This is a genomic window from Bartonella sp. AC130YNZD (genome assembly GCF_042196865.1).
Lineage (GTDB): Bacteria > Pseudomonadota > Alphaproteobacteria > Rhizobiales > Rhizobiaceae > Bartonella.
In genome coordinates this window covers 83,909-107,878 of sequence record NZ_JBHIQZ010000004.1, presented here as the reverse complement: position 1 = coordinate 107,878, position 23,970 = coordinate 83,909, and the positions used below count along the sequence as shown (strand labels likewise).

Below are 23,970 nucleotides of genomic sequence, written 5' to 3'. Positions count from 1 at the left end.
AAATTAAAATAAACCGTTTTCACATTGATCGATTTTTTTCAGTTGCGCTAAAATAGTCATGCGGTTGGTAAGGGTGGTGAGAAAAGAAACAAAAATAATAAGCAGAGTGATTTTGCCATAAGGAATGGAACTTATGGAAATATGTCCTAATAAAGCCGTTATTTGGCTGGCTTCTGCTCTTCCTAGGTTATAATTCGTCCAGAGACAAAAGGCTGAAAACAGAAAGATGCTTGTGAGACCACCATATAAAGCACCACGCAGCGCAGTTTTAAAAAAATGCCAGTCAAATTGGCGAGCAATGAAAAGAGTTTCAGTACCAAGGAAATATAAGACATTGATAATATGTGTATTTTCTGCCAATGCATTGCGGGTGGCAAAAATGATGGTGAGGATAAGAGAGCCTAAAACCAATGCTAAAATTGAAAAACCAATGAAAACAGTGGTGTGTGCCATGGTCGCAAAACGATGAACCCAAACACGGTGATCATCAAATTGACCTCCTGGAATTTGGGTTTTAATGGCGTGATTAATGGCTGCAAAATTGATTTTTTCATTTCTCTTCAGGGTCACAATGATGAGGCGGGGAAGGGGTAGTTCATTGACATTGAAGCCTGTTCCAAGCCATGGCTCCAGTAACTTTTCAGTGGCTTTTTGGTCAACAATTTTTGCATCTTGTACACCAGAAAAGGTTTTAACCAATTCTACGGCATCACGGAGTGCTTTGTTGATATCAACATTGTCAATGGGGCGTATCTGTATTGTTGCTTCATAGCTAATCTGATTACTCCAATTTTCGGCGGCACGTTGGACCAAATCAACTCCGATTAAGGTGAGGCTTGAAAGAAATGTCATAATAGCAATCACGGCAACCAATGCTTTTCCAGAAATATTACCACTGGGAATAATCGCTGTTGTATTTTTTTTATTGCTGGTAAAAACGGAGAAAAATTTATTCATGAATCGTCATCCGTCCGTTATGGAGAAGCATACGCCGTGCTGCAACTTGTTCCATTAAGGCAATATCATGGGTGGCAATGATAACAGCCGTTCCAAAACGGTTTAATTCAATAAACAAACGCAGGAGGCGTTTTGCCAAGGGCGGATCGACATTTCCGGTGGGTTCATCGGCAAGTAGAATTTCAGGTTGATCAATGAGTGCGCGTGCAATGGCTACCCTTTGTTTTTCCCCACCGGAAAGAACCGGTGGTAAAACATGAATATGATCTCCAAGACCTACCCAACAGAGAAGATCTTCCACTTCACTGCGATAGGTTGCTTCTTCTTGTCCTTTAATGCGTAAAGGTAAGGAAACATTTTCATAAGTGGTCATGTGGTCGAGTAAACGAAAATCTTGAAAAACCACCCCGATACGTTGTCGCAGCGCAGGGAGCTCTTGTCGTTTGAGTAATGCTGTGTCTGTTCCAAAGAGATCAATATGACCGCGGGTGGGTTTGAGTGCTAAAAACATAAGACGCATCAGCGACGTTTTCCCTGCTCCAGAGGCACCTGTGAGAAATTGAAATGATCCAGGAGGAATATGAAAGCTAATATCACGAAGGACCTCAGGGCCCATTCCATAGCGTAGGCCGACATTTTCAAAATGAATCACTTTTTATTATTACTCCTGATTTTATATTGCATCATTTATTCTAATAACTCTTACTTTCATTGCTTTAGATTTTTGTTGTAAGCTTGTTTATTTTAGATTTCATGGTTTTCAATATTTTTTATACACCCTCGTTATAGATAAATATTTTTGCTCAAGAATATTATCACTTATACTTTCTTTTTTTAGCCTTATTTATGATTTTAGCAGGAATTTCAAAGGGATTCTAGCATAAACATCAGAACTATTTTTCCTTCTTACTCAGAGGCTTTTTTTGCATTGAGTGGACATTAGGTGATTTTAAAAAGCTATGTTGCTCTTTTTATCTTACTTTCTTATTCTTGTTCGTATCCCAATCCTGAGGTTTTTGCTTAAATTATTTCTTACCTCTCATGAAGAAAAGCGTTTGTTGTTAGAATGATTGAGCTTTTCATGAATTGTTTTGTTTTTTATTCTCCTCGGTGGTTTTCGTAATAATGCTGAGATAATTTTAGCAAAAAAAACAAAAACCACCGTATGTTATATTTCTTCGTGGGTTCTTTAATTTTGTCGGTTAGCAATCAGATCTTCAACAACTTGTGGTTCGGCAAGAGTTGAGATATCTCCGAGAGTATCAAAATCGTTTTCGGCGATTTTTCGTAAAATACGTCTCATAATTTTTCCTGATCGCGTTTTGGGAAGCTGTGGGGAAAATTGAATTTTATCCAATATGGCAATAGAACCTATTTCTTGTCTTACATGTTTAATAAGCTCTTTTTGTAACTCTTCACTCGGCGCTGTCCCTTCCATTAAGGTGATAAAACTATAAATTCCTTGTCCTTTAATGGGATGCGGGTAACCCACAATAGCTGCTTCTGATACAGCGGGATGAGAAACAAGGGCTGATTCAATTTCAGCAGTTCCTAACCTGTGTCCCGAGACATTGAGAATGTCATCAACCCGCCCTGTAATCCAGTAATAGCCGTCACTATCGCGCCTACAACCATCGCCTGTAAAATATCTTCCTTTATAGGAGGAAAAATAAGTTTGAATAAAGCGCTCATGATCTTTATAAAGCGTGCGCATTTGTCCTGGCCATGAATCACTGATACAAAGATTGCCTTCTGCTTCACCTTCTAAAATATTGCCTTGGGCATCAACAATTTGGGGTTGAACACCAAAAAAAGGACGTGTGGCTGATCCTGCTTTGAGGGGGGGTGCACCAGGCAAGGGCGTGATCATATGCCCTCCTGTTTCCGTTTGCCACCATGTATCGAGAATCGGACAACGGTCATTTCCAATTATATGATAAAACCATTCCCATGCTTCTGGGTTAATCGGTTCGCCTACCGTGCCTAAAAGACGCAACGACGTTCTGTCTGAGTGTTCAACAAACGAATTTCCTGCTCCCATTAAGGCGCGGATAGCTGTTGGTGCGGTATAGAGTGTATTGACTTGATGCTTGTCGACAATTTGCCAAAATCTTCCTTTGTCAGGAAAGGTTGGTGTGCCTTCAAACATTAAAGTGGTCGCACCATTGCATAAAGGTCCATAAACCAAGTAAGAATGACCGGTAATCCAACCAATATCAGCTGTACACCAGTAAACTTCATCGGGGTGGTAATCAAAAACGTATTGATGTGTCATCGCGGCAAAAACAAGATAGCCTGCTGTGGTATGCAAAACACCTTTGGGTTTGCCGGTTGAGCCTGAAGTATAAAGAATAAAAAGCGGATCTTCAGCGTTCATTGGTTCTGGTGGACAAGCTGTTTTGGCATGAGCTATCTCTTCGTGGTACCAAAAATCACGTCCCTCTATCCATTGAATGGGTCCACAAGTCCGCCGTATAACCATGACTTGGTCCACATGCACGTTTTGGCGCGCTGCTATCTCAATAGCATGGTCAACGTTGTCTTTTAAGTTAATCCGTTTGCCGCCACGCAAGCCGTGATCAGCGGTAATCATAAAGGTTGATTCACAGTCAACAAGGCGTCCTGCTATTGCTTCAGCAGAAAAGCCTGCAAAAATAACCGAATGAATGGCTCCAATGCGAGCACAAGCAAGCATAGCATAGGCTGCTTCGGGAATCATAGGAAGATAAATGGTTACTTTATCGCCTTTCTTAATGCCACGACTTTTCAAAAGATTAGCAAAACGACAAACATGTTCATAAAGCTCGTTATAGGTTATTTTTTTATCATGATAAGGATTATCTCCTTCCCAAATGAGCGCGATTTTGTCTCCATGGATTTTCAGGTGGCGATCAATGCAATTATAGGTAACATTTGTTATCCCATCTTCGTACCATTGAATGGAGACATCTCCGTTAAAAGAAGTGTTTTTTACTTTTGTAAAAGGTTTAAACCATTCAATGCGTTGACCGTGTTTTGCCCAGAAGCTTTCTGGATCATTGATGCTTTCTCGATACCATTGTTGATAAGTTTCTTCATCAAGTAAAGTATTTTTTTTGATCTCTTCTGATATTGGATAAATTTTTTCAGTCATGTTTCCCTCTTTTTATTGTTTGGAAAAATCTGCCGCTGTATTTTTGTATGGTTATATTTGTGGCAGAGTTTTCCCAAAAGCTTTTCATTGTGAGGTTAGACTAAATGACAAAGATTAGAATAGTCAATTTTTAAATCTGATGTGATGATATTAAAGAGGGTATTCTATGTTTTTAGGATACTCAAATATAGCAAAACCTATTGCGGTATAGAGCTCTTTATAAACACACTAAGACATTTAAAAAATGTCTATTATAAAATATTTCTCAAAAGTTGATATAAACCAATATCGTTAAATAAAAGACTAACAAGAAAGAATATTGAGCTTATTAATAATGATTTTTTTAGAGAATCTTTCCAACTATAATAAATAAACTTATAATAAAAAATATATATTAAACCAGAAAAAAACGTTGCTATAAGCGATTCAATAATTTTATGAGTAAAATCTGTCATTGTAACTCATAATCACTCATTAATAGCACCATCGCTACTTTATTCAGTGTACTTGGAACTCATCAAATAAAGATTAATATAAACTAAAATATCTACGCAAAAAATTAGAAATAAAGAACATAATAAATGACGATAATGCCATTATAATAGACAATCTCCAACCTACGCCATTGAATATTTTAAAAGAAATGGCAATTATAGGAGTAATTATAATTAACATGCAAAACATTCTTACAACTTCATAATGAATATCCATTATAACAAAATCCTAGTTATAGTAATGAGATTAATAAATACTTATGAAAAAATTTGTTCAGTATACTCGAAACTCATCCGATAAATAATTAATATAAACCGAAGTATCTACATAAACTATCAGAAATAATGAACAGAATTACTGTATATAATGTTGATTTTATAGATAGTTTCCAACTGTAGCCACCAATTTTTTTTAAACCAATAGTATATATAGGGATGAATACAATGAGAATGCAAAACAGTCTTATGATTTCATAAAGAATATTCATTATAACAAAATCCTGATTATAAGATGTGATTCACAATAGATATCTCCGAAAACTATTTTATCCACAGATGTAGATATTTAATTTTGGTATATTCTTTCGAATATATTTACAGAATTATTTATCTTCAGAGATATCTTTGTAGCTACTTTTTATAAATTAGAACCAACAATTCCAAGCTGACTGTCCAAAGCCATAAATAGCACCTCCAATGAGCCCCCCTCCCAAACCTACAGTTCCACCTGTAAGAGCACCTCCTAGTCCTCCAAACAGAGCTCCCCCTGCTGCTCCTGTTAGCCCTCCCTGAGCTCCTAGTGTAGAGGCGTGTGAAATCATGTTATTAGCAAAACCATTAAAGCTACATGCATTTCCATGAGTATGTTTTGATATTCCATGAAAAGGTCTTGAATTGTGCGAATGACCAAAAGAAGGCTTTGTCGCCATATGACCGAATGTGTTGAATGAACCAAACATATTAATTCTCCTTAATTATCTACATTAAAAGTAGTATCACAATGATACATTTCAAATGACTATCGCGTATTTTTAGAAAAATATCAAAGATAAACTTTAAAAATAACAATAAAAATACTGTATAAATAATATATAAATTATGTATATATGAATTTTTATTCTTAAAAATATAATAATATTAATTATAATTGTTTAAAATATAAGAAATGACACCATATCTTTTCTTAATTGATGTTTAAAATTAGAAAAATGTGCATCTGAAAAAAATTGGTGTTTTTCTCTTTGTTTATGAGAACGATAAAGAAATATCGTTATTGGGATCGATCTCATTGCCATTGTTTTGCCTGCATGTATTATGTGCATATGAACGGGATTCATTCTTTTATTTTCAGGCGAATATTGATCGTATGTTACGCTTTGTAGAGCATAGAAAGCCTCTATGCTATCGTTGGACCTTATAGATTGCTATTCATGTTGTTTAGCGCGGCTCTTGGTGCTCTATTGGGTATTTGAGATGTTTATTTTTCTCAAGTGGCTTACATGAAAGAGTTTTATTACTGTATTATGCAGCCATAAGCCTCTTTTTTGCCTGTTTTACGCCATTGGCATGTGGGGAAATTGTTTACGCGTGTTGGAGAAGTTTAAGAGAATTCATGATTTTTAATGGAAATCATTGTGATAATCGTATTGAATATTCTTTTGCAATTATTTATTTCGCGATAGTTTTTTCATTCATGCGCAACGCTCCTCTTATCATTTTGCTTTTATATAAGGATTTATTTTTTATGTTGCTTTTGCTGGAGAGGCGGTCAGAGGGGAGGTGAAGTAGAGCCAATGTGCGAGAATATGAGAGCCAAATTGCAATGCTATCTTAAATCTATTGTACGTGTTGTGGATGTGCCGGTGAGAAATTTGAGAAGACCAGCTTTTTTGCTTATTTTGCTAACAGGATGAAAGAGGGACTGAGATCTTTTTTGCTAGAATTGCTCTTTTATTGATATTGAAGGAAATATTTTTTCTCATTTCTGCTGTTTTTGGCTTGTTTGTAGAATTTTCAAGGGAGATTTATATGAAGGGGGAATGAATTTATATGAGGGGAAATTGCTTTACACAGGGCGTTTTCCAAATAAAGCAGAGCCAATGCGAAGGACGTTAGAGCCAAACTGTAGAGCGGTTTTGAAGTCACTGGACATACCCATGGAAAGCTTTGGAAGATCTGCTTGTTTTGCTAATTTTGCTAAGAGCGCGAAATAGGGTCCGGGGTTTTCATCGACAGGGGGAATGCCCATAAGACCGATGATATCAAGTCCATAGTTGTTTTTGCATTGGTTGACAAAAGGGATTACTTCTTGCGGTGCAACACCACTTTTTTGCGGTTCTAATCCAATATTGACCTGAACATAGCAGGGAAGATGCCTTTTTTGTTTTTCCATTTCTTCGGATAAAATTTTGGCTATTTTTTCACGGTCAACCGTTTGGATGACATCAAAAAGTTTTACCGCCTCTGCCGTTTTATTTGATTGTAGGGGACCGATGAGATGGAGTTTAATATTTTCAAATTGTTGACGTAACTCGAGCCATTTTTGTGCCGCTTCTTGTACGCGGTTTTCTGCAAACAAAGATTGTCCTGCTTGCAAAAGGGGTCGTATATCAACAGCAGAAACAGTTTTTGAAACAGCGATAAGTTCAATTTCTTCTACGGGGCGTTGTAGTTCTTGACATGTTTTAGCAATGTCTTTTTGAAGGTTTTGCCATGCTTCAATGGAAGGGGCATCGAGGGGCGTTTGTGTATTCATATTTTTGTGCTTTACCTTTTTTGTTCAAGAGTTGGTCGGTTTTTTTAAAGTTTTATAAAATACTTAGGGAAATATTTCACGAAAATGTTGACGATGAGGTTAATCCATGGTCAAGCATAATAAAACAAGTTTTTGGTTCTGTTTTATTAAAAGAGTATAATGGGAATGACAATTGGACATTATAATATAGGCGAACGCTATAATCCACGTGCGAGAGAAAAAAAATGGCAAGAAATTTGGGATGAAAAGAAAATTTTTCAGACTGTTCAAGAAGATGCTCGTGAAAAATATTATGTTTTAGAAATGTTTCCTTATCCTTCTGGCCGTATTCACATGGGGCATGTGCGCAATTATGCCATGGGGGATGTGGTTGCACGCTATAAACGCGCAAAGGGATTTAATGTGCTTCATCCCATGGGGTGGGATGCTTTTGGTATGCCGGCTGAAAATGCTGCTCTGCAAAGTAAAGTGCATCCTAAAACTTGGACCTATCAAAATATTGCGGTCATGCGCGGGCAATTAAAACAATTAGGACTCTCACTCGATTGGGCGCGTGAATTTGCAACTTGTGATGTGGAATATTACCACCGCCAACAAATGTTGTTCCTTGATTTCTATCAAAAGGGGTTGGTAGCACGTAAAGTGGCTAAGGTGAATTGGGACCCTGTTGATCATACTGTTTTGGCCAATGAACAGGTTGTTGATGGGCGGGGATGGCGTTCTGGTGCGTTGGTGGAACAACGTGAGTTGACGCAGTGGTTTTTCAAAATTAGCGACTTTAGTGAAGATCTCTTGGCAGGGCTTGAAGAGCTGAACCAATGGCCAGAAAAAGTTCGCACCATGCAAAAAAATTGGATTGGAAAATCACAAGGTTTGCTGATTCGTTGGGCTTTAAAGTCGACAGGTGATGCTGATGATGTTTGTGAGAAATTTGATGAGGTTATTTGTTATTCAACGCGTCCTGATACACTTTTTGGTGCCTCCTTTTTGGCTCTGTCTGTTGATCATCCTATTGCACAAGCTTTGGCAAAAAAAGACAAAGCGTTGAGTGATTTTATTGAAAATTGTCGGTGTGGTGGAACGACAACGGCAGCACTTGAAACAGCTGAAAAACAAGGGTTTCTCACGCCCCTTTTGGCAGTTCATCCTTTCGATTCAACAGTACATATTCCTGTTTATATCGCAAATTTTGTGCTTATGGATTATGGAACAGGGGTTGTTTTTGGTTGTCCAGCTCATGATCAGAGAGATTTCGATTTTGCGCGTAAATATGATCTTCCAATAAAACCGGTGGTTTTACCAAAAGGAGAGCAAGCAGAAGATTTTGTTATTACTGAAACACCTTATACGGGTGATGGGGTGATGATCAACTCCAGCTTTTTGGATGGTTTAACACCCCAACAAGCTTTTGAAGGAGCTGCTAAAAAGCTTGAAAAACAAATGCTCAATGGGCAACCGCAAGGGAAGAAAACAGTGCAATTTCGTTTGCGTGATTGGGGGATTTCACGTCAACGTTATTGGGGGTGCCCCATTCCGATGATCCATTGTACAACTTGTGGGGTTGTTCCTGTTCCACGTGCTAATTTACCAGTTGTGTTGCCTGATGATGTTACTTTTGATCAACCGGGCAATCCTCTTGCGCGGCATGAAACATGGCAAAATGTTACTTGTCCTTCTTGTGGTCAACTTGCCAAACGCGAAACCGATACCATGGACACATTTGTTGATTCTTCTTGGTATTATGCACGCTTTACGGCTCCTTTTGCGCAGGAACCTGTTGATAAACGAGCAACAGCTGAATGGTTGCCTGTGCAACAATATATTGGTGGAATTGAGCACGCGATTTTGCATCTTCTTTATGCGCGCTTTTTTATGCGTGCTATGAAATTGGTCGGTCATGTGACGGTAGATGAGCCTTTTAAGGGGCTTTTTACTCAAGGTATGGTGGTGCATGAAACCTATCGAGATGATCAAGGGTGGGTTTCTCCAGCGGATATTTCCATTGTTGAAAAAGATGGAAAGCGGTGTGCTTATAAATTAACCGATCAAAGTGAAGTAACAATTGGTTCGATTGAGAAAATGTCAAAATCAAAAAAGAATGTCGTTGATCCTGATGATATTATCGCATCCTATGGCGCTGATACTGTGCGCTGGTTTGTGTTGTCAGATTCTCCTCCCGAGCGGGATGTCATTTGGACAGAATCTGGTGTTGAAGGTGCACATCGCTTTGTACAGCGTGTTTGGCGCCATGTGGCTGTGAGTGCTTCTATTTTAAAGGATGTGGCGCCTTGTGCAGGGCATCAGGGGGCGGCTTTGGAACTCTCAAAGGTTGCACATCGCACGCTTTGCGCTGTAGAAGATGATTTGGAAAAATTCGCTTTTAATCGGGCTATTGCACGCCTTTATGAATTCTTGAATATTATGGCACCGTTGTTAAATAGGATAGAAAGTGTTGACGATGAAATGAAAGCTTCTTTACGTCAAGCCATGGATTTTTTTCTTGCTATGATTGCACCAATGATGCCCCATTTAGCAGAAGAATGTCATGCTGCTTTAGGGGGAAAAAATTTAATATCTGCGCTTTCTTGGCCTGTTTATGATCGTGCGTTAACCGTTGCGGAATGCTATACTTTGCCAGTACAAATTAATGGTAAAAAACGCGGTGAGGTGAGCGTTGCAGCAACTGCTGATGAGGTGATGATTAAAGAAGCGGTTTTGGCTTTAGATTTTGTAAAGGCACAGCTGGTTGAAAAGCCTGTGAAAAAAATCATTATTGTTCCACAAAGGATTGTGAATGTCGTTCTTTAAAAGTTTTCTGCTTGTTGTTTTAGCTTGTGTCTTTACACTGTTGTGTGGATGCAAAGTTGAACCGCTTTACCGTCAAGAGTTGCAGAGTGCAATGACAATGAATTCTGTTTCTGGGCACTCTTCTGAACAATTTTCTTTGGGGTTAGCGCAAAAGCTTGCTTCTATTGTTGTGGAAGAACCTTCGGATTGTTTTGGTCAAATGGTGCGCAATCATCTGCTGTTTCTTTTGTATGGAAATGGTGGTAAACCTTCTCTACCTGCTTATCGATTGGCATTGCAGATATCCGTCTTTACAAGAGAATCGATGCAGATAGAGGTTGATTTCGAGAAAAAGAGAAAGGGACGACCTTCTGTTGGAACTGTTATGAGCAGAGCTTCTTATACTTTGCAGGATATGAAAAATACTCTTGTTGCAAAAGGAACAGCAATGATGAATGCATCTTTTGAGCGACTTCGTCAAGAATATGCAACGCTGCAAGCAGAAGAAGATGCAAAAAAACGTGTTGCGGAAGAGTTGGCTGAACAGATCTTTTTGTTACTTTCAAAAGATCTTTCCAATAAAAATTCTAGATATTAAGCAATATTTTGTCCTGTTTTTTTCCAGTCGTCGAGGAATATTTGCAACCCTTTGTCGGTGAGAGGGTGTTTGACCAGTGCTTTTAAGATTGCTGGTGGAACTGTTGCAACGTCAGCACCACTGAGTGCTGCTTCTTTGACATGATTAACGGTGCGGATTGAAGCGGCCAAGATTTGTGTTTCAAAGTTATAGTTATCATAAATTGTGCGAATTTCATGAAGCAGTTCACTTCCATCATTTCCGCAATCATCCAGTCTACCAATAAAAGGCGAAACAAATGTCGCGCCTGCTTTGGCAGCAAGTAAGGCTTGATTGGCAGAAAAGCAAAGTGTGAGATTTGTTTTTAGTCCTGCTGCTGTGAGGGCTTTACAGGCTTTTAATCCATCGAGTGTTAAAGGAAGCTTGATACAAATATTGTCGGCAACCTTTGCTAAAACAGCTGCTTCTTTCATGATGCTTTCAAATTCCGTTGCTGCAACTTCAGCAGAAACAGGTCCGCTAATGAGAGCACAAATTTCTTTTGTGACATCAAGAATATTGCGTCCTGATTTTAGGATAAGAGAGGGATTGGTGGTAACACCATCAACAAGGCTTAAATTCTGTAACTCTTGAATTTCTTCGATATTGGCGCTATCCACAAAAAACTTCATCTCTAACCTCTTCTTTTTAGCTTTTATCTTATTTTTTGTTATGCGCTATTGTTGACTGCAAAAGCAAGAGAAAGAATTAATCTCTATGTACAGAACAAGAATGCTATGGTGTTAATCATGTACTCGTTTTCGGTAAAGAAATATGATTTATCGTTTCCACATCCATTTCATAGTGTTACTCGTGATAAGGCATAGAATTCATTGCGTACCAACATTTTTGCGTATTGGCATCTTTGCGTAGCGGTGTTTTTATATTTATGGAAATAAGCTAGCATTATCAAACACTTTGCTCATTTCCTATTTGCGATTGCTCTTGATATTGGAGAGTGCATCATAAGATACCTTCCTTTTTCAGGGGGGATGTTTAACTTTGTTTTTGATGAAAGCGAATGGATTTATTCTGTGTTACCCATTCTTCAACAATACGCTTTTGTGCTACTTGTATTGTTGCTTGATTCTCAATCAAGCTGAAAGATGTACGCACGTGTTTCCACGTTTTGGCACAAAGCCAAGGTGAATATTGTAACGGTTCCATTTGCGATATTATTCTCCCTGTAATTAAAATCATGGGAGACTCTCTCATTAATAAGGATTTACAAATGTTCCTCGATGGGGCTGAAATGAGAAAAATTCATCGTATTGAGGGTTTTATTACAATAGGTAAAATGATGATTATATCTTTATAAATCAGTTTGTTGAAGATAAATTGAGATATGAGGCGGTAAAAAAATAAACGTGTGTGTTGGGAAGAAGTTACACTATGGGATAGCTTTGTTGAAGAGCGCACTTACAATATCATGTTGAATGCTTATAGTGATGAGCTTTATTTGCACAGAAGAATGGCGCTGTTTTTTTTGCTATAGAGTTTTTTATTATAGACGATGAGATTGGTTTTTTTATTGGCACTTTGGTGATGAAATGAGTATTAAAAAGAATTTTTGTGAGAAAAATGTTGTGATAGGGGGGAGAGATTGAATCCTGCAATGAATTTTATAAGAGTGTTTAAAGATAAGGTGTAGACCTGTTGGTGCTCAAGAGGTCGTAGATTGGTTTAAAAGATGCATTCAAACGTGATAGAGGAAGAGATTGTATCTGTATTGGTTCCTCTTCCTGTTGCGCATGCTTATAGTTATAAAGTTCCGTCTTCTATGGAGGTGGAAATTGGTTCTTTTGTTCGGGTTCCGGTGATGGGGCGTGAGCTTTGCGGTTTTGTTGTGGATGTTGGAGAGAAGACAGCAGATGGGCAAAGGTCTGGTTTGGTGGCGCGTGAAAAATTACGCTCTCTGCTTCATGTTTTTGATTGCCCCCCATTAAAGGCAGAAATGATCACATTTTTGCGTTTTGTTAGTCGCTATACAATGGCGCCTTTTGGTCTTGTTGCACGATTGGTTTTGTCTGTACCCGCTGCTTTAGAGCCGGAAGCACAGATGCTGGGTTTGCGATATTGTGGTGGAAATGTAGAACGTCTCACACCAGCGCGGTCACGGGTTTTGGAATTGGTGCGCAGTGAGAAGATATGGACACGTTCTGGTCTGGCACATGCGGCTGGAACTTCGGTTTCTGTTGTTGAAGGTTTAAAAGCGCTAGGAATTTTTGAAGATGTTAAGGTTCCTGCTCCTGATCTTGTGGGCATGCCTGATTCTGATTTTTGTCCTCCTCAGTTGCAGGGAGCGCAAAATGAAGCAGCAACAATGTTGCGGGAAGGTGTTTTATCTTCTCAGTTTCAAGTTTTTTTGCTTGATGGTGTTACGGGATCAGGAAAGACAGAGGTTTATTTTGAAGCGGTCGCTCAAGCCTTCAAAGGGGGCAAGCAGGTTTTAATTTTATTGCCGGAAATTGCTTTAACACAGCAGTTTTTAGATCGTTTTTATGCACGCTTTGGCGCTGCGGCAGCGGAATGGCATTCTGATTTGACACCACGTCGTAGAGAACGCGTTTGGCGGCAAGTTGCAGAAGGGCGGGTGCGTGTCGTTGCGGGGGCTCGTTCAGCGCTTTTTCTTCCCTTTCATGAGCTTGGCTTGATTGTTGTCGATGAAGAACATGATAGCGCTTATAAACAAGAAGAGCGTATTTTTTACCATGCGCGTGATATGGCTGTTGCACGGGGCTCTTTTGAGCGTTTTCCTGTTATCTTATCTTCAGCAACACCGTCGATTGAAAGCCAAGCCAATGTTTTAAGAGGGCGTTATCAAAAGGTACATTTACCTTCCCGTTTTAAAGAAGTTGCACTTCCACAGTTGCGGGTGGTTGATATGCGCCAAGGAGGGGTGCAAAAGGGGCGCTTTATTTCCTTTTCTCTTGAAAGAGCTTTAAAACAAACGCTTGATAAGGGCGAACAAGCTCTTCTTTTTCTTAATCGTCGTGGTTATGCACCTTTAACTTTATGCCGAATTTGCGGACATCGTTTTCATTGTACCGATTGTTCAAGTTGGTTGGTCGAACATCGTGCGCAAGGGCAACTGAAATGTCATCATTGTGGATATCATGAACCACTTCCTCAAGCCTGTCCTGAATGCGGGACATTAGATCATCTCGTGGCTTGTGGACCGGGTGTGGAAAGAATTGCCGAAGAAACACAAATGCTTTTTCCTCAGGCGCGATCATTGATCCTTTCAACGGATCTCAAAGGAGGGATTGGGCAGCTGCGAAGCGAATTACAAGCCATTGCCAATGGCGATGTGGACATTATTATTGGAACACAGTTGGTTGCTAAAGGACATCATTTTCCCAAGCTCTCGCTGGTTGGTGTTATTGATGCTGATCTTGGTCTTGCCAATGGCGATTTACGCGCAAGTGAACGTACCTATCAGCTGCTTTCTCAAGTTACCGGAAGAGCAGGGCGTGTGGGATTGAAAAGTTTAGGATTATTGCAAACTTATCAACCAGATCATCCGGTCATCAAAGCCTTACTTGCATGCCAGCCAGAAGATTTTTACACACGTGAGATTGCAGCACGTCAGCATTATCATTTGCCCCCCTATGGGCGGCTTGCCTCTTTGATTGTTTCTTCACAACAGCGCCAAGCAGCAGAACATTATGCGCGCGCATTGCGTCAGGCAGCGCCACGGGAAAAAAATATCTCGGTTATGGGACCAGCAGAAGCGCCTTTGGCTTTGGTTCGGGGGCGTTATCGTTTTCGGCTTTTGTTGCAAGGACAGCGTTCTTTTGATATACAAGGGTTTATACATGCAATGCTTAGCGGTACACCCAAAATGCCCAGTTCCGTTCGGGTTCAAATTGATATTGATCCGCAAAGTTTTTTCTAAAACCAGTATCACATAAAGTAAAGATCTCTTTGCTTAAGGTGCTTTACTTGAACTCTTAGTATTATTCAGAATAAGCATCCAGGCAGCAAAATATGATATATGTACATTGCATTAAGTAGAGCCACGGGAAAAAATATCTTTGTGATAGAACCAGCAGAAGCGCCTCTCTTCTTCGAGGGCGCTATCATTTCGGCTTTTACTCCTTTTTTGTGTTAGGGACAGTATTCTTTTGATAGGCGGATTCTTTTTATAAGGGCTGAAAATGCTTAGCTGTACACCAAAAGTATCCAATTCTATTCGGGTTCAAATTAATATTGATCTATGCTTCTTCTAAAATCAGTGCAATATAGTGCCATATAAAGTGAAGCTACGCGGGCTTAATGAAGGGCGTGATTTTGATAAAAAAATTTGAAAAGAGAGAATTTGTCGATATTTGGAGCTTATCCGGTATGAAAAATGATATATTATCATTATAAATCAATATGTTGTATATTTAAAGAGTGTGCTTACAAGAAAATATTACTTGGTGAAATTTTTTAAAAGGAGTGGGTATTTGAAGAAAAAAGATCAATGTTTTCTTTAATTTTTAGGAGGATATTCATTGTTTTTTTCTTTCTTATCAGTTTGAAATAATAGACTTTTTCAATCGCAGCTGCATCTCATTAAAGGTCTTGTGGTGATAAAGGGAGTGTTTTTTAGAGAAGAAGTGTTTTATTATGGTGGCAAGGGCATTTGAAGAAAAATCAAAGAGAGTGAAAAAATCGCTCAGAGAATGTCAAAAAGAGGCATAAAAAAACTGTGATGCCATCCTGTATATCTAAAAAAAATGCTTTTCAAAAATATTTTGAATATTTTATTAAAATTTTTAAAAAGCAGCGATTTGTAGTGTTGCGAGTCGGCTATGTCTATGCTAGAAACCAAGTGATTTTTGTTCTAGGTTTTAAGAAAAAGATTCTTAAGATTGAGAATGTCTGTTTCATTTCATCTGATAACTATCAGAGAGTAGCTCAAGGGAAAGAGGCGGTATTTCGTGTCGGATTCATTTTCTCTCATACCGCTGCCGTTGGTAGATCAACGCTATGCGCAAGCGCTTTTTGATTGCGTTCAAGAAGCTGGGAACGTTGAAAAGGTTGAAAAGGCAGTAGAGGATCTTTTGCTTGTTTTGGAGCATAAGGATTTAAAACGCTTTGTGCTTAGTCCATTCTTTTCAGTTAAAGAGCAAATTAAGGTGATGCAATCTGTTTGTGCAAACATCAAATTTGCTGATAAAAACGCAGGGCAGGTCATTGGTAATTTTTTACGCGTTATTGCAACAAACCGTAGGCTTAGTGCCGTATTTGGTATTTTACGTGCTTTCCAGCATTGTGTTGCACGCGCTCGTAGGCAGGTTACTACGCAAATTGTTTCTGCGCGCCCCTTAAGTTCTCAACAAAGACAAGAGTTGTGTGAGGCTTTGGAAGGTGTTGTTGGAGGAAAAGTTTTGCTGCACATCATTGTGGATCCAACAATTCTTGGTGGATTAATCGTTCGTGTGGGGTCGTCTCAAATTGATACGTCTCTTCTCACAAAATTGTCTTCACTTAAGCTTGCATTGAAAAAAGAGGTCAGCTGATGGATATTAGACCATCTGAAATTTCAAAAATTCTAAAAGAGCAAATCAGAAACTTTGACCAAAAGGCTGAGGTTTCAGAAATTGGTTGGGTTCTCTCTGTAGGGGATGGTATTGCTCGCGTTTATGGTTTGGATAATGTCCAAGCAGGGGAAATGGTCGCCTTTCCAAACGGTGTGCGTGGTATGGCACTCAATTTGGAAGTTGATAATGTTGGTGTGGTCATTTTTGGCTCAGATCGTGATATTCGTGAAGGTGATTGTGTAAAGCGGTTAGGCGCTATCGTCGATGTTCCTGTGGGCCCCGCTTTGCTGGGACGTGTGGTTGATGCGTTGGGAAACCCTATCGATGGGAAGGGTCCCATTAAAGCAACGGAGCGTCGTCGTGTTGATGTTAAGGCGCCTGGAATTATTCCGCGTCAGTCAGTGCATGAACCGATGTCGACCGGATTGAAAGCGATTGACGCACTTATTCCTATTGGACGGGGGCAGCGTGAATTGGTGATTGGTGATCGCCAAACAGGAAAAACAGCAATTTTGCTCGATACATTTTTAAATCAAAAACCTTTTCATGAAAAAGGGGCAGGACGAGAGCAAGACAAAGTTTATTGTATTTATGTGGCTATCGGTCAAAAACGTTCGACGGTGGCACAATTCGTTAAAGTTTTAGAAGAACGTGGAGCGCTGGAATATTCTATTATTGTTGCAGCGACCGCTTCTGATCCAGCACCACTGCAATTTATTGCACCTCTTGCTGGGTGTGCTATGGGTGAGTATTTCCGTGATAATGGGCAACATGCTTTGATTGGTTATGATGACTTGTCAAAACAGGCGGTGGCGTATCGTCAAATGTCTCTTTTATTGCGTCGTCCTCCAGGTCGTGAAGCTTATCCGGGAGATGTTTTCTATCTTCATTCGCGTCTTTTAGAGCGGGCTGCGAAGTTGAATGCGGAAAATGGATCTGGGTCATTGACAGCTTTGCCGGTTATTGAAACGCAAGCAAATGATGTTTCTGCCTATATTCCTACAAATGTGATTTCGATTACTGATGGGCAAATTTTTCTAGAGACTAATTTATTTTATCAAGGAATTCGTCCTGCTGTAAATGTTGGTCTTTCTGTGTCGCGTGTTGGTTCTGCCGCACAAATTAAAGCGATGAAGCAAGTTGCTGGCTCGATTAAAGGTGAATTGGCGCAATATCGTGAAATGGCAGCTTTTGCGCAGTTTGGCTCTGATTTGGATGCGTCAACCCAGCGTCTGTTAAATCGGGGTGCGCGCTTGACAGAGCTGTTGAAGCAGCCGCAATTTTCTCCACTCAAAACAGAAGAACAGGTGGTGGTTATTTTCGCGGGTGTGAATGGCTATCTTGATGCTTTGGCGGTTTCTGATGTTGCGCGGTTTGAGCAGGGACTTTTGGTGCTTTTGCGTAGTGATTATCAAGATCTCTTAAAGGCAATTGCTGAGCAAAAGCAAATAACAGATGAGCTGAAAGATAAGTTGATAACTGTTCTTAATACTTATGCGAAAAATTTCTCGTGATGAATTGATGGAATGCTTGAATGGCTTCACTAAAAGATCTTAGAGACCGTATCGCTTCGGTTAAAGCAACACAAAAGATTACCAAAGCTATGCAAATGGTTGCAGCGGCGAGGTTGCATCGTGCTCAAGAGGCAGCGCAGTCTGCACGTCCTTATGCGAAGAGAATGGCTGATATTTTGACCAGTGTTGCTGCCGATGTAGATGGTGTTGATGCGCCTACTCTTATGCGTGGTACGGGGCGCGATGATGTGCATCTTTTGGTGGTGTGTACTGCTGAGCGCGGTTTGTGTGGTGCTTTTAACGTGCAAATTGCTCGTCGTGCACGTGAACAGATTAAGGCATTGTTGGCGGCTGATAAAATAGTAAAAATTATCACTGTGGGTAAAAAAGGCGCGGATATTTTATCGCGTGATTACAAAGGCTTGATAATTGATCATATCGATTTGCATGCTGTAAAGCGAATTGGTTTTGCAGAGGCAGTGATGATTAGTCAACGGATTGTTGATTTATTCAATGAAGGTGCTTTTGATGTTTGTACGCTGTTTTATTCTGAATTTGTTTCCGTAATTAATCAGCGTCCAACAGCTTTGGATTTGATTCCAATGGTTGCTCCAAAAGCAGCTGTTGGGGCAATAGATGTTGTGGAGCAAACCGATCATAACAAAGGTTCACAATCGATTGTTTATGAATATGAACCTGATGCTGCGTCTCTTTTAGAGGCCCTTGTACCACGTAATCTTTCGGTGCAAATCTTTCGGGCTTTGCTAGAAAATGTTGCTGGTGAAATGGGCGCCAAGATGACAGCTATGGATAATGCATCGCGCAATGCGGGTGAAATGATTAGTAAATTGACGGTGGCTTATAATCGTCAACGTCAAGCACAGATTACGACAGAATTGATCGAAATTATTGCGGGCGCTGAAGCGCTTTAAATGGAGAAGGTAAGGATTGATGGTAAAAGCAGTAACCTCAAGCAAAGGAACAGAAAAAGGTGAAAAAAAGAAACCAGCTGCTCGTTCCGGCGTGAAAAAAGCCGCTTCGAAATCTCAAGTGGATGTAAAGGCTTCCTCTGTACCTGCGCGTGATGCAGCTAAAGATACACCTGTAAAAAAAGATACATCCGCAAAAAAAGAAGAGCGTGCAAAAGGCGCTGTTGGTGAAATCAAGCAGATTATTGGTGCTGTCGTTGATGTGCAATTTGAAGGTGAATTGCCAAATATTCTCAACGCTTTGGAAACAGAGAATTTAGGCAATCGCTTGGTATTAGAAGTTGCGCAGCATTTGGGTGAAAATACCGTGCGTACGATTGCTATGGATACGACTGATGGTTTGATGCGGGGCCAAAAGGTTGTGGATACAGGCACACAAATTAGCGTTCCTGTAGGAGAAGCAACGTTGGGACGTATTATGAATGTGATTGGGGAACCGGTGGATAATGTGGGACCAATCGCTTCAACCAAAACACGTTCTATTCACCAAGAGGCACCTGAATATGTTGAGCAATCGACTGTTTCGGAAATTCTCGTAACCGGTATTAAAGTCGTCGATTTGTTAGCCCCTTATTCTAAAGGGGGTAAAATTGGCTTGTTTGGTGGTGCTGGTGTTGGAAAAACCGTTCTCATTATGGAGCTTATAAACAATATTGCAAAGGCACATGGTGGCTATTCTGTATTTGCTGGTGTGGGAGAACGTACACGTGAAGGAAATGATCTTTATTATGAAATGATCGAAAGCCGCGTGAATGTGAATCCAAAAGAGAATAATGGTTCAACGGAAGGGTCAAAGTGTGCCCTTGTTTACGGGCAAATGAATGAACCACCAGGAGCGCGTGCGCGTGTGGCTCTTTCAGGATTGACAATTGCGGAAAGTTTCCGTGATGAAGGACAAGATGTTCTCTTCTTTGTGGATAATATTTTCCGTTTCACGCAAGCAGGAGCTGAGGTATCTGCTCTTTTAGGGCGTATTCCTTCTGCTGTTGGGTATCAGCCTACCTTGGCAACGGATATGGGGGCGTTGCAAGAACGTATTACCAGTACAAAAACAGGTTCTATTACTTCCGTTCAGGCAATTTATGTTCCGGCAGATGACTTGACGGATCCGGCGCCGGCAGCGTCTTTTGCTCATTTGGATGCAACAACTGTTCTTTCGCGCTCTATTGCGGAAAAGGGGATTTATCCAGCGGTTGATCCGCTTGACTCTTTCTCGCGTATGTTGGATCCATTGATTGTGGGGGAAGAGCATTACACTGTTGCTTGTCAAGTGCAAACCATTTTACAACGTTATAGAGCGCTTCAGGATATTATTGCTATTCTTGGAATGGATGAACTTTCTGAAGATGACAAATTGCTGGTGGGGCGGGCGCGTAAAATTGAACGTTTCCTTTCGCAACCTTTCCATGTTGCTGAAGCCTTTACTGGTTCGCCGGGGAAACTCGTTCCTTTGGAAGATACAATCAAAGGCTTTAAGGGGCTTTGTGCTGGCGATTACGATGATTTGCCAGAAGCTGCTTTTTATATGGTTGGTTCGATTGATGAAGCACTTGAAAAAGGAAAGCGTCTCATGGCAGAGGCTTCTTAGTAAGAAGCTTCTTATTCAAGAGAATAACTGTCATGGGTATTTTTCGTTAAAAAGGACGAGTCGTTGGAGAAAACGGAAAGTCCTTATATCGGGTATTGTGGAGACTTTCGTGGAAGACAATAGAGAAGAGCATTTTTTATTTGAGCTTGTATCGCCTGAAAAAATTGTGTTTTCAGAGCAGGTAGTGTCTGTTGTTCTTCCTTCAGCCTCAGGTTATTTGACAGTTATGGCGCATCATGCGCCATTGGTGGCAAGTATTGTGTTGGGCAGTGTTCGTGTTCGTACCTCTTTGGGTGAAAAATTATTTGTTGTATGCGGGGGCGTTGCAAATATTACCTTTTCAGGTTGCTCTTTATTGGTAGAGCACGTTGTGGCTGTAGAGAATCTTTCTTTTGATGTATTAGAACAGCAGATTTTGCAGATTCAAGCGACGTTAGAAGGAGGGACAAGTGATGAGGACAATCATAAAATAGAGGCTTTTTTCCAGCAGTTGTCAGCTGATGGTGCTGTGTTGATAGAAGCGTAGCAGAGTATACAGGAAAAGATGACATGAGCGGAAAAAAGAGTACGGTTGTGTCTGCTAAAAGGAGTGCAAAACCTTTTCCTCATCCTGGTCGTGTCTTTGCGGGACCTTTGCCAAAGTGCTTTGTTTATATTTTTGCTTCTCTTATTTTGCAATGGGCTTATGGTTTAGGGGCTAATATTGTTCAGTCTAACATTGTCCATCTTACGGGTGATTTTCATGCAACTTTGGCCGAGACGACATGGCTGGTAGCGGCTTATATGGCGCCAAATGTGAGTGTAGCGATTATGTTGATCAAAATCCGCTATCAATTTGGGCTGCGCGCTTTTGCTGAACTGTCAATCCTTGGCTTTGTTTTGGTTTGTGTGTTGCAGCTCTTTGTTACGGATTTGCGTTCTGCGCTAATTATTCGCTTTTTTGCTGGGATTGCTGCTGCACCTTTGGCTTCGCTTGCGCTGCTTTATATGATGGAGGCTTTTGCTCCAGCAAAGAAGTTTACTGTTGCTCTGAGTTTGAATTATATGAATGCAGCTTTAGCAGCACCTTTATCACGTTTGATTTCTCCTGATTTGCTGGAAAATGGTGGTTTTTCCAGCCTTTCCGCTCTGGAAATGGGGTTGGTTCTTATCAGCTTGGTCTGTATCTATACTTTACCTCTTACTCCTGTTGTGCGTAGTAAGGTTATTCAAAAATTAGATTGGATAAGCTATGGTTTGATTGCTCTTGGTCTTGGATTAAATGCTGTGATCATGTCTGTTGGTATATTGTATTGGTGGTATGAAGCGCCATGGATTGGTTGGGGGCTCGCACTTGCTATTTTCTCTTTGGCTGTTGCTATTATTATTGAGCTTAATAGAGAAAAACCGTTGATTGATCTCCGTTGGATTTTCAGTAAAGAAATGATACAATCTGTTTTTATTTTATTGATTTTTCATGTTTTTTTGTTGGAACGATCCAATTTGCCCGTCGGTTTTTTTAATCTTTTTGGTTTGCTCAATCGTGAAATGGCGCCCATGTATCTTGCGGTGACATTAGGGATTCTGTTAGGGGGGGCTGTTTGTGTCTTTTTTTTACGGACGGGGCGTGAAGATTATTTTTATTTGTTATCTTTGGGTTGTTTGGCACTTGGCGCTTATTTAGATAGTCGTGTCAATCATTTAACGCGTCCGCAAGATATGATGTTGAGCCAAGGATTGGTGAGTTTTAGTTATGCACTTTTTTTGCCTCCTGCTCTTTTCAAAGGGTTTGTGATTGCTGGTGAGCGAGGGCCGCGTTATGTTTTGAGTTTTATTGCTGTTTTTTTGCTAACGCAAGTGACAGGGGGATTGATGGGATCGGCTTTTTTTGGCACTCTACAGTTTTATTTTGCTCATAAGAACTTTGAGTCTTTAACACAAAATATTGTTGTGACGGATCCGCTTATTTCTGGTGAGATAAATACTTTATTTTCGCCTTCTTATGGTGCTTCTGTTCCCCATGGCTTTGGAAGTGAGCAGGCGACTTCTCTGTTGATAGAGAAATTTAAGTTAACAGCAAATATTTTTGCTTATGATGACGTTTTTCGGCTTTATTTTTATATTTCAATGGCTGTATTCGTTGTTTTTCTTGTTACAATGGTTGTTAAGTCATGCTCTTTGCGTGCGTTAGAAAAGTAGAGTGATGTTATAGAAGAGGGGTGCAAAAAATGATAAAAGCATTACGGTCAAAAGCTACGATTGTTGCATTCCTATCGGGCATTACGGGTGTTTTGCTAATTTTGTGGGCTTGGAGACTTCCTCCTTTTGTAAATAACATTCAAATAACGGATAATGCTTCCATTAAGGGTAATGTTACTCTGGTGAGTTCACAGATCTCTGGGGTGATTGCACGGATTTATGTGCAAGATTATCAACGTGTTGAAAAAGGAATGCTACTCTTTGAGCTTGATGATTCTCTTTTTCGTCAGCAGCTTGCACGGGCACAGGCTGTTCTCGATTCAAAAAATGCAAAACTGGCAAGTATTGAATTGCAAGCTCAGATTTTACAGGGAGAAGTTAATGCTGCAGAAGCGGAATTAGCGCGTTCACGAGCATTCTCTAATGTTGTTTCTGATAGTAAAAAGTTAGGCTTTGGTGATGCGGCAGTTTCTGTTTCTCGCCCTCTTTCACAACTCTTGGCAGCCCTAGAAACAAAACGACAATTGCAAAAACAATTAAATCTTGAACGGCAAAGTTTACAGTCAGAAGTTTCGGGAGCGAAGGTGAGTGTTGAGTTGGCAAAACTTAATCTCGATCATACAAAGATTTTATCTCCTAGAACAGGCTATGTTGGATTGGTTGGCGCTAGGGTAGGGCAATATGTTATGCCGGGGACACAATTGGTCTCTGTTATTTCTGATGATATTTGGATTATTGCTAATTATAAGGAAACGCAACTTTCTCAGATGCGTGTGGGACAACCGGTTGTTTTTTCTGTTGATGCATTGAACAACAAAAAGTTAACAGGGCGTGTGGTTCGTTTTGCACCTGCTACAGGCTCAGAATTTTCATTGTTAAAAACGGATACGACAATTGGTAATTTTATCAAAATTGCGCAACGTATTTCAGTACGGATTGCTTTAGATCCTGGGCAGGAAGGGATTGAAAAACTCATTCCTGGCATGTCCGTGGTTACCTATGTAGATACTTCGCAGCGAGTCGATTCTGGAGGATGAAATTTTGGGTTTTTTCAGTTTAATTTTTGCGTCATTTACTTATAGCAAGTGGTTGTTTACGTTGGAAGATTTCGTTTGGTTTGCTATACTACATGTTTTAAAGCTCTTAGGCTTCTTATACTTTTATGTCATGATGTAAAATAATGTTCCTTAGAATATTAAAGCGCATGCATCTTTACTCACTTCCATTTCTTTTGAACTAACTCAGTAGGGGGATGGAGTATTGGAAGCTTTGCCTGTGGTTTTGCACAACACTGTCCTTTGAGGTGTGGTGTCACCGCATGTTTGGAAGATGGGGGTGGGGGATGCCAGATAAAAAACTGGATTATAGACTGCTCGGATAGGTGGGAAACTTATCCTGTTGGGAGAGGGCATAAAGTTAGGAGGAAGA

General features: G+C 40.1%; 17 protein-coding genes. 10 read left to right on the top strand and 7 right to left on the bottom strand.

The genetic code is table 11. From position 1 onward, the window contains the following. Positions 1–3 precede the first annotated feature (3 nt). The 5 genes from ACFINU_RS02935 to ACFINU_RS02915 all read right to left on the bottom strand — a co-directional run bounded on the left by ACFINU_RS02935 (position 4) and on the right by ACFINU_RS02915 (position 7,339). Positions 4–957 carry a cell division protein FtsX gene (locus ACFINU_RS02935; RefSeq protein WP_375617826.1) on the bottom strand — a complete coding sequence of 318 codons (954 nt, stop codon included), beginning with the start codon at positions 955–957 and terminating at the stop codon, positions 4–6. Next, on the bottom strand, positions 950–1,609 hold the full coding sequence (gene ftsE / locus ACFINU_RS02930; RefSeq protein ID WP_273723097.1) for a cell division ATP-binding protein FtsE: 660 nt from the start codon (positions 1,607–1,609) through the stop codon (positions 950–952). Before ftsE ends, ACFINU_RS02935 begins: the two co-directional genes overlap by 8 nt. 537 nt (positions 1,610–2,146) lie before the next feature. Further along, complete coding sequence (gene acs, locus ACFINU_RS02925; RefSeq protein WP_375617827.1) at positions 2,147–4,090, bottom strand: acetate--CoA ligase; 1,944 nt, start codon at positions 4,088–4,090, stop codon at positions 2,147–2,149. A 1,138-nt stretch (positions 4,091–5,228) separates the two neighbouring features. Then, positions 5,229–5,543 (bottom strand): hypothetical protein, encoded by a 315-nt coding sequence (locus ACFINU_RS02920; protein WP_375633465.1) that lies wholly within the window; start codon positions 5,541–5,543, stop codon positions 5,229–5,231. A gap of 1,106 nt (positions 5,544–6,649) precedes the next feature. Then, the gene (locus ACFINU_RS02915; RefSeq protein ID WP_375617829.1) at positions 6,650–7,339 is read right to left on the bottom strand and encodes a YggS family pyridoxal phosphate-dependent enzyme; all 690 of its coding nucleotides are present in this window, start codon (positions 7,337–7,339) and stop codon (positions 6,650–6,652) included. Between the two features lie 165 nt (positions 7,340–7,504). Here ACFINU_RS02915 and leuS point away from each other — a divergent pair, with 165 nt between their 5' ends. Continuing rightward, positions 7,505–10,147, top strand: coding sequence for a leucine--tRNA ligase (gene leuS, locus ACFINU_RS02910; protein ID WP_375617895.1), 2,643 nt, complete (start codon positions 7,505–7,507; stop codon positions 10,145–10,147). Then, positions 10,134–10,724, top strand: a complete 591-nt coding sequence (locus tag ACFINU_RS02905; protein WP_375617830.1) for a hypothetical protein — start codon at positions 10,134–10,136, stop codon at positions 10,722–10,724. Before leuS ends, ACFINU_RS02905 begins: the two co-directional genes overlap by 14 nt. Here the strand turns inward: ACFINU_RS02905 and fsa are convergent. Next, positions 10,721–11,374, bottom strand: coding sequence for a fructose-6-phosphate aldolase (gene fsa, locus ACFINU_RS02900; RefSeq protein ID WP_375617831.1), 654 nt, complete (start codon positions 11,372–11,374; stop codon positions 10,721–10,723). The genes ACFINU_RS02905 and fsa overlap by 4 nt on opposite strands. 364 nt (positions 11,375–11,738) lie before the next feature. Beyond that, positions 11,739–11,909 (bottom strand): hypothetical protein, encoded by a 171-nt coding sequence (locus ACFINU_RS02895; RefSeq protein WP_375667350.1) that lies wholly within the window; start codon positions 11,907–11,909, stop codon positions 11,739–11,741. Between the two features lie 523 nt (positions 11,910–12,432). Between ACFINU_RS02895 and ACFINU_RS02890 the strand changes: the two genes are divergently transcribed. The 8 genes from ACFINU_RS02890 (at position 12,433) to ACFINU_RS02855 (ending at position 23,579) form a co-directional block, all read left to right on the top strand. Then, positions 12,433–14,640, top strand: a complete 2,208-nt coding sequence (locus tag ACFINU_RS02890) for a primosomal protein N' (protein WP_375617833.1) — start codon at positions 12,433–12,435, stop codon at positions 14,638–14,640. A 1,030-nt stretch (positions 14,641–15,670) separates the two neighbouring features. Next, positions 15,671–16,252: an ATP synthase F1 subunit delta gene (gene atpH / locus ACFINU_RS02885; protein ID WP_375617834.1), complete on the top strand. Its 582-nt coding sequence runs from the start codon at positions 15,671–15,673 to the stop codon at positions 16,250–16,252. After that, positions 16,252–17,787 (top strand): F0F1 ATP synthase subunit alpha, encoded by a 1,536-nt coding sequence (gene atpA, locus ACFINU_RS02880; protein ID WP_375617835.1) that lies wholly within the window; start codon positions 16,252–16,254, stop codon positions 17,785–17,787. Before atpH ends, atpA begins: the two co-directional genes overlap by 1 nt. Positions 17,788–17,807: 20 nt before the next feature. After that, positions 17,808–18,719, top strand: coding sequence for a F0F1 ATP synthase subunit gamma (locus tag ACFINU_RS02875; RefSeq protein ID WP_375617836.1), 912 nt, complete (start codon positions 17,808–17,810; stop codon positions 18,717–18,719). 19 nt (positions 18,720–18,738) lie between these two features. Beyond that, entirely contained in the window at positions 18,739–20,364 is a 1,626-nt protein-coding gene (atpD, locus tag ACFINU_RS02870) for a F0F1 ATP synthase subunit beta (RefSeq protein ID WP_375617837.1), read from the top strand. Between the two features lie 109 nt (positions 20,365–20,473). Further along, entirely contained in the window at positions 20,474–20,890 is a 417-nt protein-coding gene (atpC, locus tag ACFINU_RS02865; RefSeq protein ID WP_375617838.1) for an ATP synthase F1 subunit epsilon, read from the top strand. A gap of 23 nt (positions 20,891–20,913) precedes the next feature. Continuing rightward, positions 20,914–22,542: an MFS transporter gene (locus ACFINU_RS02860; RefSeq protein ID WP_375617839.1), complete on the top strand. Its 1,629-nt coding sequence runs from the start codon at positions 20,914–20,916 to the stop codon at positions 22,540–22,542. Between the two features lie 29 nt (positions 22,543–22,571). Next, positions 22,572–23,579: an HlyD family secretion protein gene (locus tag ACFINU_RS02855; RefSeq protein WP_375617840.1), complete on the top strand. Its 1,008-nt coding sequence runs from the start codon at positions 22,572–22,574 to the stop codon at positions 23,577–23,579. Positions 23,580–23,970 lie beyond the last annotated feature (391 nt).

What these genes read in the sequence shown, in the direction of transcription:
- ACFINU_RS02935 (WP_375617826.1), bottom strand. Translation starts at nt 957, where the DNA reads ATGAATAAATTTTTCTCCGTTTTTACCAGCAATAAAAAAAATACAACA.
- acs (WP_375617827.1), bottom strand. Translation starts at nt 4,090, where the DNA reads ATGACTGAAAAAATTTATCCAATATCAGAAGAGATCAAAAAAAATACT.
- ACFINU_RS02920 (WP_375633465.1), bottom strand. Translation starts at nt 5,543, where the DNA reads ATGTTTGGTTCATTCAACACATTCGGTCATATGGCGACAAAGCCTTCT.
- ACFINU_RS02915 (WP_375617829.1), bottom strand. Translation starts at nt 7,339, where the DNA reads ATGAATACACAAACGCCCCTCGATGCCCCTTCCATTGAAGCATGGCAA.
- leuS (WP_375617895.1), top strand. Translation starts at nt 7,505, where the DNA reads ATGACAATTGGACATTATAATATAGGCGAACGCTATAATCCACGTGCG.
- ACFINU_RS02905 (WP_375617830.1), top strand. Translation starts at nt 10,134, where the DNA reads ATGTCGTTCTTTAAAAGTTTTCTGCTTGTTGTTTTAGCTTGTGTCTTT.
- fsa (WP_375617831.1), bottom strand. Translation starts at nt 11,374, where the DNA reads ATGAAGTTTTTTGTGGATAGCGCCAATATCGAAGAAATTCAAGAGTTA.
- ACFINU_RS02895 (WP_375667350.1), bottom strand. Translation starts at nt 11,909, where the DNA reads ATGGAACCGTTACAATATTCACCTTGGCTTTGTGCCAAAACGTGGAAA.
- ACFINU_RS02890 (WP_375617833.1), top strand. Translation starts at nt 12,433, where the DNA reads ATGCATTCAAACGTGATAGAGGAAGAGATTGTATCTGTATTGGTTCCT.
- atpA (WP_375617835.1), top strand. Translation starts at nt 16,252, where the DNA reads ATGGATATTAGACCATCTGAAATTTCAAAAATTCTAAAAGAGCAAATC.
- ACFINU_RS02875 (WP_375617836.1), top strand. Translation starts at nt 17,808, where the DNA reads ATGGCTTCACTAAAAGATCTTAGAGACCGTATCGCTTCGGTTAAAGCA.
- atpD (WP_375617837.1), top strand. Translation starts at nt 18,739, where the DNA reads ATGGTAAAAGCAGTAACCTCAAGCAAAGGAACAGAAAAAGGTGAAAAA.
- ACFINU_RS02860 (WP_375617839.1), top strand. Translation starts at nt 20,914, where the DNA reads ATGAGCGGAAAAAAGAGTACGGTTGTGTCTGCTAAAAGGAGTGCAAAA.
- ACFINU_RS02855 (WP_375617840.1), top strand. Translation starts at nt 22,572, where the DNA reads ATGATAAAAGCATTACGGTCAAAAGCTACGATTGTTGCATTCCTATCG.